The sequence below is a fragment of the Mycobacterium sp. genome (genome assembly GCF_035314905.1).
Taxonomy (GTDB): Bacteria; Actinomycetota; Actinomycetes; order Mycobacteriales; family Mycobacteriaceae; genus Mycobacterium.
In genome coordinates, this window is the sequence record NZ_DATFYW010000120.1 from 24,597 (window position 1) to 35,422 (window position 10,826).

At 66.8% G+C, this 10,826-nt stretch carries 9 protein-coding genes, 2 pseudogenes and 1 riboswitch; of the genes and pseudogenes, 8 read left to right on the forward strand and 3 right to left on the reverse strand.

Features of this window, described 5'->3' with window-relative positions; genetic code table 11:
* Positions 1-3 precede the first annotated feature (3 nt).
* The 3 genes from VKG81_RS10110 to VKG81_RS10120 are packed head-to-tail and all read left to right on the forward strand — an operon-like array spanning position 4 to position 2,686.
* Positions 4-891: an isocitrate lyase/PEP mutase family protein gene (locus tag VKG81_RS10110; protein WP_324395784.1), complete on the forward strand. Its 888-nt coding sequence runs from the start codon at positions 4-6 to the stop codon at positions 889-891.
* The gene (locus VKG81_RS10115) at positions 882-2,129 is read left to right on the forward strand and encodes an aconitase/3-isopropylmalate dehydratase large subunit family protein (protein WP_324395785.1); all 1,248 of its coding nucleotides are present in this window, start codon (positions 882-884) and stop codon (positions 2,127-2,129) included. Before VKG81_RS10110 ends, VKG81_RS10115 begins: the two co-directional genes overlap by 10 nt.
* Before the next feature lie 8 nt (positions 2,130-2,137).
* Positions 2,138-2,686 carry a 3-isopropylmalate dehydratase gene (locus VKG81_RS10120; protein WP_324395794.1) on the forward strand — a complete coding sequence of 183 codons (549 nt, stop codon included), beginning with the start codon at positions 2,138-2,140 and terminating at the stop codon, positions 2,684-2,686.
* Positions 2,687-2,770: 84 nt separating this feature from the next.
* Here VKG81_RS10120 and VKG81_RS10125 read toward each other — a convergent pair whose 3' ends face one another.
* Positions 2,771-3,568 (reverse strand): hypothetical protein, encoded by a 798-nt coding sequence (locus tag VKG81_RS10125; protein WP_324395786.1) that lies wholly within the window; start codon positions 3,566-3,568, stop codon positions 2,771-2,773.
* Positions 3,569-3,646: 78 nt separating this feature from the next.
* Between VKG81_RS10125 and VKG81_RS10130 the strand changes: the two genes are divergently transcribed.
* Positions 3,647-5,383, forward strand: a complete 1,737-nt coding sequence (locus tag VKG81_RS10130) for an MOSC and FAD-binding oxidoreductase domain-containing protein (protein WP_324395787.1) — start codon at positions 3,647-3,649, stop codon at positions 5,381-5,383.
* 8 nt (positions 5,384-5,391) lie between these two features.
* On the opposite strand, the pseudogene VKG81_RS10135 reads toward VKG81_RS10130, so the two are convergent.
* A pseudogene (locus VKG81_RS10135) lies at positions 5,392-5,874 on the reverse strand (amidohydrolase family protein); the annotation flags it as partial.
* Positions 5,875-5,982: 108 nt separating this feature from the next.
* Here VKG81_RS10135 and VKG81_RS10140 point away from each other — a divergent pair.
* The 3 genes and pseudogenes from VKG81_RS10140 to VKG81_RS10150 all read left to right on the forward strand — a co-directional run.
* The gene (locus VKG81_RS10140) at positions 5,983-6,645 is read left to right on the forward strand and encodes a cutinase family protein (protein ID WP_414685220.1); all 663 of its coding nucleotides are present in this window, start codon (positions 5,983-5,985) and stop codon (positions 6,643-6,645) included.
* 432 nt (positions 6,646-7,077) lie between these two features.
* On the forward strand, positions 7,078-7,602 hold the full coding sequence (locus tag VKG81_RS10145) for a hypothetical protein (RefSeq protein ID WP_324395789.1): 525 nt from the start codon (positions 7,078-7,080) through the stop codon (positions 7,600-7,602).
* Between the two features lie 16 nt (positions 7,603-7,618).
* Positions 7,619-8,689: pseudogene (locus tag VKG81_RS10150) on the forward strand (phosphatase PAP2 family protein); the annotation flags it as partial.
* A gap of 192 nt (positions 8,690-8,881) precedes the next feature.
* Here VKG81_RS10150 and VKG81_RS10155 read toward each other — a convergent pair.
* Positions 8,882-10,003 carry a HoxN/HupN/NixA family nickel/cobalt transporter gene (locus VKG81_RS10155; protein ID WP_414685218.1) on the reverse strand — a complete coding sequence of 374 codons (1,122 nt, stop codon included), beginning with the start codon at positions 10,001-10,003 and terminating at the stop codon, positions 8,882-8,884.
* Between the two features lie 71 nt (positions 10,004-10,074).
* Positions 10,075-10,191: riboswitch (cobalamin riboswitch) on the reverse strand.
* A gap of 333 nt (positions 10,192-10,524) precedes the next feature.
* Between VKG81_RS10155 and VKG81_RS10160 the strand changes: the two genes are divergently transcribed.
* Positions 10,525-10,826 (forward strand): hypothetical protein (locus VKG81_RS10160; RefSeq protein WP_324395791.1); only part of this gene is annotated, 302 nt, incomplete at its 3' end.

Below are 10,826 nucleotides of genomic sequence, written 5' to 3' on the forward strand. Positions count from 1 at the left end.
CTCATGGTGACGACACCTGCGCGCCAGACCCTGCGCGATCTGCTCGACCGCGGCGAGCTGATCGTGGCAGCCGGTGTGTTCGACGGCATTTCGGCGCACCTGGCCCGACGTACCGGACAGGCGGCGGCCTACCTGACCGGCGCGGGTGTGGCGGCATCCGGATTCGGGCTGCCCGACATCGGGCTTGTCACCCAGACCGAGATGGCCGAGCGCGCCCGCGTGCTGGTCGGCGTGCTGGGCGACGTCCCACTGATCGCCGACGCCGATACCGGCTATGGCGCGCCGATCAACGTGGTCCGCACCGTTCGTCAATACGACGCCGCCGGTGTCGCGGCCATCCAGCTCGAAGACCAGGCATTCCCGAAACGATGTGGCCATCTCGAAGGCAAGGAGGTCGTCGGCGCCGCCGAGTTCGAGCAGACACTCGCCGCGGCCCTCGACGCCCGCTCCGACGAGGATCTTCTCGTGATCGCACGCACGGATGCGCGCGGCCCGCTCGGTCTGGACGAAGCGATTACGCGGGCGAATCGCTACGCACGGGCCGGCGCCGACGTCATCTTCGTCGAGGCCCCTCGGGGCGCCGACGAGATCGAGCGCATCGCCCGCGAGGTCGACGCGCCGTTGTTGATCAATCTTGTCGTCGGCGGCCTCACCCCCCTGCAGTCCGCTGCCCGGCTGCAGGAGTTGGGCTACGCCATCGCGATTCATCCTGGCGACGCGCTGGCGCGCGCCACTTTCGGGGCGCTGCAGGCCATGTGCGAGCTCGTCGGCAGCGATCCCGCCGAGCATCTCCCGGCCTCGCCGGAAGACTTCTTCAACCTCGTCGGAATGGCCGAGTGGGCCGCGATCGACCGACGCTATGCCGAGAAGGGTGCGCGCTCATGGGGATGACCATCATCGAGAAGATACTGGCCGCGAAGGCCGGGCAACCGACCGTCGCGGTTGGCGACACCGTGGTCGTCGAGGTCGACATGACTGTGCTGATCGATCTGCAATTCGCGACTATGTGGTTGCAGCCGAACCGCATCCATGATCCCGACAAGCTCGCGATCGTGATGGACCACGCCGTGCCGGCCCCGACTATCAAAGATGCGGCGGGCGGCACGAAGGCGCGCAAGTTCGCCGCGGACTTCGGCATCACCCGGTTCTACGACGTCGGCCGCCACGGCATCTGCCATCAAGTCATCGCCGAGAACGGGCTGGCGCGGCCGGGAGAAGTATTGGCCTGCACAGACTCCCACACCTGCGCGGCAGGTGCCTACAACAACGCGGCGCGCGGGCTGGGACCCGCGGAGGTGTACTCCATCATGTGCACCGGCAGCACCTGGTTTCAGGTCGCGCCGACGATCCGGTACGAACTCCAGGGTGTCAAACCCGGCGTGGTCAGCGGAAAGGACATCTTCCTTCATATCGCCAACGCGTACGGCGACGCGACGAACCACAACCTCGAGTATGGCGGACCCGGGCTCGGCGGGATCGCGATGCACGACCGGCGCACCATCGCGACACAGGGCGCCGAGGTGTCGGCCGACTTTTCCACCTTCGAGGTCGATGATGTGCTGCGCGATTACCTGCAGGGTGTCGGTGTCGCTGATTACGACGCGGCACAGCCTGATCCGGACGCTCACTATCGCGAGGTCCGCCGCGTGGACCTCAGTTCGCTGGAACCGTACGTGGCGCGCCCGGGTACGGTCAGCCGCAACGGGCTGCCGGTGTCGCAGCTTGAACGGCGCAAGGTGGATCAGGCCTTCATCGGTTCATGCGCCAACGGCCAGCTCGAAGACCTCGAGATCGCCGCGGGCGTGCTGCGCGGCCGGACCGTGGCCCCGGGTGTCCGGCTGCTGGTCACGCCCGCCTCCCAGGCCGTGTATCGCGAAGCGATGCGGCGGGGATACCTGCAGGACATCGCCGAGGCAGGGGCGGTCGTCACGAATGCCACCTGCGGCGCCTGCTTCGGCTACCACATGGGCGTCGTCGGCCCCGGCGAAGTGTGCGTCACCTCCAGCACTCGCAACTTCACTGGCCGGATGGGTAGCGCCGAGGCGGAGATCTTCATGGCGTCGACGGCCACCGTCGCGGCCTCGGCCGTCACCGGCTACATCACCGACCCGAGGAGCGTGACCGCATGAGCCTGCGCATCACCGGACGCGTCTGGGTGTTCGGCGACGACCTCGACACCGATGCGATGTACCCGGGGTTCGCGATCAAGATGGATCCGCCGGAGGCGGCCAGGCACATCTTCTACGAGGTGCGGCCGGGCTGGACGGATCAGGTGACACCGGGCGACATCGTGGTGGCGGGCAAGAACTTCGGCGTCGGCTCGTCGCGGCCGGTCGCCGCATTGTTCGCCGAGCTGGGCATTGCCGGGCTGGTGGCCGAGGAGTTCAACTCGCTGTTCTTCCGCAATGCGGTCAACGCGGGCCTTCCGGCGATGACCGTGCCGGGCGCGACATCACTGTTCAGCGACGGCGACACCGGCACGTTCGACCTCGGCGACGGAACCTGGCGCAACGAGACATCCGGCGCGTCGGGGACGGTGCCCATGCTGCCGGACCTCGTCCTCGACATCATCGCGAGCGGCGGCGTGCTGCCCCGGCTGGCCGCGCAGGGCTACCTGCCCGCCGAGCTGGCCGACGTGCTGCGATCCGGCGCGGTAGCCATCCGCGGCGCCGGCAGCGGCGCGTGATGGCGGTGCGGGCCACGCGGCACAGTTGGTTGTCGGCCAACCCACACCTACAAAACCAGGCGTGCCCGATGTGGTCGACACGATTCAGTGCCGGTTGGACCGCAGCCGCGCCTGCGCTTCCTTGACCCGTTCCACGGCGGCGCGGCGGGCCTTCTCGGCCTTTTCATGGGCGCCTTCGGCGGCATGTAGCTTGCGTTCGGCGTCGCGCAGTGCCCGGCGGGCTTCGCCGTGCCGCCGCCGGGCCTCGTCGAGTTCGGCCTTCCTCTCCGACAGTGCATCGTCGGCCTCGCCCCTGGCCTTCTCGGCCGCCGCCACCGCAGCCTTCTCGCGCGCGGTGTCCTTGACCTGCGCCTTGCGCGCCGGCGTGGGCTCCATTTCGGTCTCGGCACTGTTCGTGACGGTGAAAACCGATGCGGTGTCACCTAACTCGCCAAAACCGGAATAACGCTGCGCCTTGGCCAGCCGCCCGAGCCGGTCCGCGATGTCAGGGTCGGCGATCGCCGCCTGCAGGGTGTCGGTGACGTCGTCGCGCAGTGCGGCGGGCGGGTCCTTCAGCCCCGCTCTGTCGAATGCGGATCGGGCCAGATCGTGGATCAGCGTGCGTTGCTCGGCGGACAACTCCCGGATGTGGTCGCCGTCCATCGCGGCGTGCGCCGCACGCAACCGCTCGCCGAGGTCGGCGAGGCGCCGCTTGGCCTGTCTGTCTTCTAGCGCCAACCGGTTGACGACCCACGCGGCGGTCGTCGGCTTCCGGCTGGCGGAGATCGCCTTCGACGCGCCCACGTCGCCGCGCCCTTTGGCCTCCGCCGCAAGCCTGCTGCGCAGCGCGGTGAAGTCCTCCGGCTTGACCCCGTAGAGCTCGTCCAGCCCGTCGTCGCCCATTACGCCATGATCGCGCCGACGGGTGGCGCACCGCTGCCCTAACTGCTTCGCTGAAAGGACATTCCAAGGAGGCATCAGGTGGGGACGCTCGTCTCGGTCAACGTGGGACTGCCCGAAAACGTGGACTGGCAGGGTAGGACCGTCTATACGGGGATCTGGAAAACCCCCGTCGCCGGACGGGTCATGGTTCGCCGGCTCAACATCGACGGCGACGGCCAAGGCGACCTTGCCGGACACGGTGGGGAGCAACGGGCCGTCATGGTGTATCAGACCGAGTCGTATGACTTCTGGAAGACCCACCTGCGCCGAGACGACCTCCGGCCGGGCCACTTCGGTGAAAACTTCACCGTCAGCGGCCTCGGCGACGACGAGGTCTGCATCGGAGACCGGTATCGCATCGGAGAGGCCGAGTTCGAGGTGAGCCAGCCGCGCGTTACCTGTTTTCGGGTCGGGATGCGCCTGAACGAGCCTGACATGCCCAATCTGCTGGTCGCTCACCACCGCCCCGGCTTCTACTTCCGCGTCATCACACAAGGACACGTCGAAGCCGGTGACGCCGTGGTGCGGACCCGGCGCGGCCGCCATGAGCTCACTGTCGCCGACATCGACGCGCTGCTGTATCTGCCCGGCCGCAACATCCAGCGGCTCCGCAAGGCGGTGGACGTTCCGGCGCTGAGCCCGGGCTGGCAGCAGTCGTTTCGTGACATGCTCGCCGCCGTCGAGAGCTCGGTCGCGCCACCGACCCCGCCCGTCGGGGTAGAGCCCGGGTGGACCGGATTTCGTCCACTGCGGGTCCGCGCTACCTACCCAGAAAGTGCGAACGTGTTGTCGATCGAGCTCGAAGCCGACGACCACACCTCTCTGCCGGCACCGCGCCCCGGACAGTATCTGACCATCAAAATCCCCGATCCCGCCGGCCTGACAGCCCTGCGCAGCTACTCCCTCTCCGGAGACCCCGCCGCCGGCCGATACCGAATCAGCGTCAAACGTGAGGACCATGGCCGGGTCAGCGGTTGGCTCCACGCCAATGTCAGGTCGGGATCGGTGCTGGAAGCCGCCGCACCGCGGGGGGACTTCTATCTCACCCACGACAACAGTCCTGTCGTCCTGCTCTCGGCGGGCATCGGCGCCACACCGGTGCTGGCGATGCTGCACGCACTGGCGGCTGCCCACAGCGAACGCCCCATCTGGTGGCTGCACACGGCCCACGATCCCCAGACCCACTCCTTCGCTGCGGAGGTCACGACGCTGATCGAGTCCCTGCCGCACGCCCGGCAACGCGTCTTCTACACGGCCGACGCCGGCGACGGGGACATCGTCACCCATGGCCGCCTCGACCGGGCAGCAGTCGCCGCACTCGGCCTGCCTGCTGATGCCACCGTCTACCTCTGCGGCCCGACCGGCTTCATGGATGCCATGCGAGATGCCCTGACAGCTAACGGAATCAGCTCGGGCCGTATCCACACCGAGATGTTCGGCGCGTTGGCCGCGATCAACCCCGGCGTCGTCGCCGCACCGCACCCCACCCGTCCGCACCCGCCGTCCGGTGCGCCCGGGACCGGACCGGTGATCACCTTCTCCCGCAGCGGACTCACCGTCAGCTGGTCGTCGGATTACCACAGCCTTCTAGAACTTGCCGACGCGTGCGACGTTCCCACCCGGTACTCGTGCCGAAGCGGCGTCTGCCACACCTGTGTCACCGGAGTCGTAGCCGGCACCGCGTCCTACGTTCAGCCGCCGTTGGAGGAGCCGCCCGACGGAACGGTGCTGATCTGCTGTGCCACTCCGCGCGACGACCTCGTTCTGGACCTATGAGACTGGGTTCACCGGGTGTTGAGTAGTCGAGCGACTCCGCGCATCACCACCCGGCTTGCGGTGTGGCGCACCTCTTCGATGGGGGACCTAACGACGGCGGCGGCGCTGTGCCGAGTCGGGGGAACAACGCGAGAGCGTTGGTTCGGTCGATGGCGCCGCGTGTGTCTGTGTCCATGTTGGGATAGGTGTCCAGGCCGGCGGCGAAAGCCGTGCCGCCGCAAGAGGGGCGAAGGGCCAGTCGGAGCCGAACGTGACGTGCCCGGGCCGGGCGAACGCGAGGAGTGTCGGCAGCGCCGCGGCGCTGGAGGACAGCGCGGTGTCGAAGTAGAAGCTGGAGAAGTCGTCCAGGCTGTCGGCGAGGCTGCGACCGGTGACGCCCATGATCGAGACGGCCATCCGGTGCGAGGCGTAAGCGACGAACCCTCGGCGTGGCTGAGTAGAAACCGGATGTTGGGATACCTGCGGCGAATGCCGTTGCGCACGAGCAGGTATTGTCCCGGCCCCTGGATCTGAGGCTCTGGACAAGGTAGTGACATTTTCTCCCAGGGGATACCCGATGGCCGTGGTTAGCCCGCCTATGTGAGTATGTCCGCGTGACGTTGCCCGGTGTGTACGTTCGTTTCGCCGCCGTCGCGGCTGCCGTGCTCGGCGCAGCGGCATCCATCGCCGGCGGCCCCGCCCGGACGGCAGCAGCCGATCCGTGTCCCGATGTCGAGATCGTCTTCGCCCGCGGCACCAGCGAGCCGCCCGGCATCGGCCGCGTGGGCCAGGCCCTGACGGACGCGCTCCAGCCTCAGCTGGGCGCTCGCACGCTCGGCACCTATGGGGTGGATTATCCGGCGAGCTACAACTTTCTGGCCGCGGCGGCCGGGGCAGCCGACGCGACCGCTCACATCGCGAACATGGCAGCGCAATGCCCGGGGACCCGGATCGTGCTCGGCGGGTATTCACAAGGTGCCGCGGCGGTCTCGATGCTGGCCGGGGTGCCGCCGCTGGGGGACCGAATCGGCAGCATAGGGTCGGCGCCCGCGCTACCCGCCGCCACCGCCCGCAACGTCGTCGCGGTCGCGGTCTTCGGTAATCCGGCGGCCAAGTTCGGCAATCCATTGTCGACCAGCGGCCTCTTCGCCGGCAGGGCCATCGACGTGTGCGGTGACGGTGACCCGATCTGCTCTCCGGGCCGGAATCCGTCTGCCCACACCGGCTACGAGACCTCGCCGTACATCGACCAGGCGGTGAGTTTCGTCGCGCCGTTGGTGTAACCCCAAGGTTTGGGGTGCGACCGGTTTGGGGTGCGGGCGCTCGAACATGGCGCCGGCAAACCGCTCCCGGTGTATCGCCAAGGCGAGTTCGACATCGTGGCCACAGACTTCATAGACCTGGCCGCGCGGTTAGCGCACGAGGGCAGGTAAGGGTCGGATGTTCTTGCTCATCCTCAACTCCCACAGACTCGTTGTGGCACTACCGCGGTGGTCTTGTCCGTTTGGACCGCCGAGATACGGATGTGCTGATCGTTAGCTGGGAGTCCGTTGAAGGGATACCGATCGCGGCGTGTCGTCCAGGTTTCCAGCGAGCTTTCCTCTCACCATGATTGGTGCCCAGGGACGGTCTGGCACCCGCGGCCGGGGCGAAGCGTCCCTGATTGCCAACCCCGGCGAGAAACGTAGCTCTTCGACGAAAGCGAACCTGAATCCATGACGAGCGCCGATGTCGAAACCGAAAAGCCGTCGCACCAGGCAAGCAGGTGGAACAGTTGCCGGCGAGTGTCAGCTGTCATCGGGCTGAGCGCCGCTATCGCCATGGGCCCGCTGGCCGTGGCGTGCGGCTCAAACGGTACGAAGGCACCGACCACCACAACCATCACCAGCACCACGACCGCCGCGACGACGACCTCCGCGGCCGCCGCGGGTGGCTCTCACCACGCTCACGGGTCCGGTGGCGCGCCTGCGGCGCCACCACCAGCCAATGCCGGCCCTAGCACGGTCACCGCAACCCAGACCCAGATCGATACTCAAACGGCAATCCAGACGTCAATCCAGACGTCGACCCAGACCCAAATCGATACTCAGACGGTGGTCCAGACGTCGACCCAGACCCAAATCGATACTCAAACGGCAATCCAGACGCCGAGTCAGACGGCGACCCAGACCGTGACCGTTACAGCGAGCCAGCCCCCCAACCAGCCTGGCAACCTGTTCCCGCGCAACCTGCTTCCCTGACACGCCGCCGCAGCTCATGAGCACCCATCCGGGTCGACACCGCGTGCGCGACTGGGCGCGCGAAGTGGTGCCTCCGGACAACGCCGAGGTGGTGCCGAGGATCAGCAACCCCGCGCTACGTCGTCGACTGACCCTGGCCCGGCGCGTGGCGGTCGGGCTCTGGGCGGCGGCGGTGGTGTGGAGGACATCGACATCGGGCGTTGCCTTCGATCGGCAGCTGTTGATGGTGTACATCTTCGCTGGTTTGATCGCGGCAAGTATCGGCCAGCGTCGGCTGCTGCTTGTAGTCCGCGACTGGCTTCCGTTTGCGGTCGTTCTCGTCGGGTACGACTTCAGCCGCGGGGCGGCGCCGCTGCTGGGAGCATCCACTCTCTGGCAAGTCCAACCCGACGTGGATCGCTGGTTGTTCTTCGGTGTCGAGCCGACTGTGTGGTTGCAGGAACACCTCAAAGCGCCTTACCCGCCATGGTGGGAGGTAGTCATCAGCACCGTCTACATGTCGGTGTTTATCGTCCCGTATGCGATCGGGGGAATCGTCTGGCTGCGTAACAGGGACGACTGGCCACCGTTTGTCAAGCGATTCGGCTCCATATGGTTTATCGCCCTGGCGTTCTATGCGCTCGTGCCGGCGGCGCCGCCGTGGGCCGCCGCCCGCTGCACCACCGACCAGCTCCCCAGCGGTCCATCCCACCCCGACTGCATGTCGCGTTCCGCCGCCGGGGTTCCCAACGGGGGGCTTCTGGGCGCCATGCACGTAAGCCAGAGCGGAGCCCACGACTTCGTCGAGCGAATCTCGATGCGGGGTTGGGGGGCCCTGCATCTCAACGCCGCGCGGGCACTGATCGATGAGGGACAGGCCAGCGTGAATCAGGTGGCGGCAATACCGTCCGTGCACGCTGCCTTGTCGGCCATGGTGGCGATATTCCTGTGGCGCCGAGTTCATTGGGCCTGGCGAGTGGTGCTCACGGCTTACGTACCGGTGATGGCTTTTACCTTGGTGTACTCAGCCGAGCATTACGTCTTCGACGTCCTGCTTGGCTGGGCACTTGCCGCGGTCGTGTCTGTGGTTGTCAGCCGTTGGGAGGCACGCATGCCGCCAGGATTAACCGGGCGGATCTGGTCACGAATCCGGCACCACCGGAAACCCTGGGCTCCGCTCGCCGAGGGGAGCGCTGCGTCGGAAGAAATGGCATTCGCTGCCACCGCGACGGGCTGTTCGCCGTCACCGACGTCGACAACCTCGTCATGCTCGTCGTCGGACCGCGAGGATCCCCGCGCCCTACGATGTATCGCGGGATTGTGCTGTCTGCCAACGCTGTTCGACACCGGCGAGTTTCCAATAGGTGACGGCGCACAGCCAGGTGGCGGCGAAGAGACCCACGATCGCGAAGCCGACGTTGTTGAGGCTGACCGCGCTTATCCAGTCGGTCAGCGGGTTGATCCAGCCCAGGTGGTCGTGTAGCACGGTCACCAGCTCGATCGTCCCGATGAGCAACGCGACCGCGACTGAGAGCCCGGTGATGGACAGGTTGTAGTAGATCTTGCGGACCGGATTGGCGAACGCCCAGTCATAGGCCACCGTCATGAACAGCCCGTCGGCGGTGTCCATCAGACTCATCCCGGCCGCGAACAACACCGGCAGCACCAGCACGGCGAACCAGGGCAGACCGGCCGCCGCGCCGGTCCCCGCCAGGGCGAGCAACGCCACCTCGGTGGCGGTGTCGAATCCCAACCCGAACAGCACACCCACCGGATACATCTGGACCGGCCGGTTGATGCGCTTCATGACCGGTCGCAGCATCCGGGCGAGGAATCCGCGGTTGTCCAGCGCGTCTTTCAGGTCGTGCTCGTTGAATCGGCCGTTGCGGAGCGTAATGAACACCCGCCAGATGCCGATCAGCGCGACGACGTTGATGATGCCGATGAGATAGAGAAATCCACCCGAGGCCAGGGTTCCGGCCAGTCCGAGGGCGTTTCTGGTGGGGGAGTCGTCGTTGAGCAGGGTGCTGACGGCGTGCGTTCCGGCGATCACCAGCACCGCCATCAGAAGCACCATGGTCGAATGACCCATCGCGAACCAGAAACCCACCGATTTCGGCTTCGTGCCGTCGGCCATCAGCTTGCGGGTCGTGTTGTCGATGGCGGCGATGTGATCGGCGTCGAAGGCGTGGCGCAGCCCGAACGTGTAGGCGGTGACTCCGAGTCCGATCCCGAACACTTGTTGACCGACCTGGTAGTGGTGCGGGGCGACGAGCAGGATCAGGGCGCCGAAGCCCACCAGGTGCAGCAGCGCGATGACTGCGACCAACCCCGCGACCTCGAGCCAATCCCGTCGGTTCCAGGAGCTGACAAGACGGCGAAACACCGTCGCGGATGAAGGTGCAGGATGCGGATCGGGCATGAGCCGGACCGCCCTTCCGGGGATGGCGCGTCCCCATCGTGGGTGTCTGCGAGCGGCAGGGTCTGGCTCCCGACAGTCATCGACTCAGGGCCGAATCCTGTTGGACACAGTGGCGCGACCGCACCGGAATGTCACCGGTTTCCGCACCGCTCACGATGAACAGCGGAACCATAGCCTGATTCGCACACTGGCGCCCCCTTGTTCGGCAGGACAGAAAACAAGGACAGGCTAGTGTTTTAGGTAAGCTAACCAAATCTGAGCTGGCATCGAGTAGCCGTGGGTCAGGAGGTGACCGCCGGCAAGTGCCTGGCTGAGCCATTCAGCGCGTGCCCAGCCGCTGCCCACTCCGCAGTGGAAGCAGCTTTGACGAGTTCGGTGAATTTGGTTAGCCTTACCACACTCAAGGGCCGCGACGCGGACTCGAAGTGAGACGGCGGGCGCAGGCAACGGCGAGGCAGGCATATATGAACCTGGGCGTGGAAGTACGGGAGCGGCGGATGGGGTCAACTATTGGCGCGGCCGTGACGGCTTTAGCAGCCATCGCGGCGGCGTTGACCGGCTGTAGCAGCAACTCCGCGTCGCACGCGCCGGCCGGCATCGACCCGAAGGAGGCCCAGTCACTCAACAGCGCACAGTTCTCGGACGCGGACGCCGCGGCGCGGACGACGCTGGCACCGGCGGCGGGTTCGTTTCTGCAGGGCAAGACCACGGTGACGATGATCGCGTCGACCACGCCCGACAACGGCGATGTCAATCCGTATGCCATCTGGCCGGTCACCGCCGACATGGGTTCGCTGCACGCGGGAGACGTTCTGGTGGATAA

Bases quoted from the DNA above. Each gene is read 5' to 3' on its own strand.
- VKG81_RS10110 (WP_324395784.1), top strand. From the start codon at position 4: ATGGTGACGACACCTGCGCGCCAGACCCTGCGCGATCTGCTCGACCGC.
- VKG81_RS10115 (WP_324395785.1), top strand. From the start codon at position 882: ATGGGGATGACCATCATCGAGAAGATACTGGCCGCGAAGGCCGGGCAA.
- VKG81_RS10125 (WP_324395786.1), bottom strand. From the start codon at position 3,568: ATGGGCGACGACGGGCTGGACGAGCTCTACGGGGTCAAGCCGGAGGAC.
- VKG81_RS10145 (WP_324395789.1), top strand. From the start codon at position 7,078: ATGACGAGCGCCGATGTCGAAACCGAAAAGCCGTCGCACCAGGCAAGC.
- VKG81_RS10155 (WP_414685218.1), bottom strand. From the start codon at position 10,003: ATGCCCGATCCGCATCCTGCACCTTCATCCGCGACGGTGTTTCGCCGT.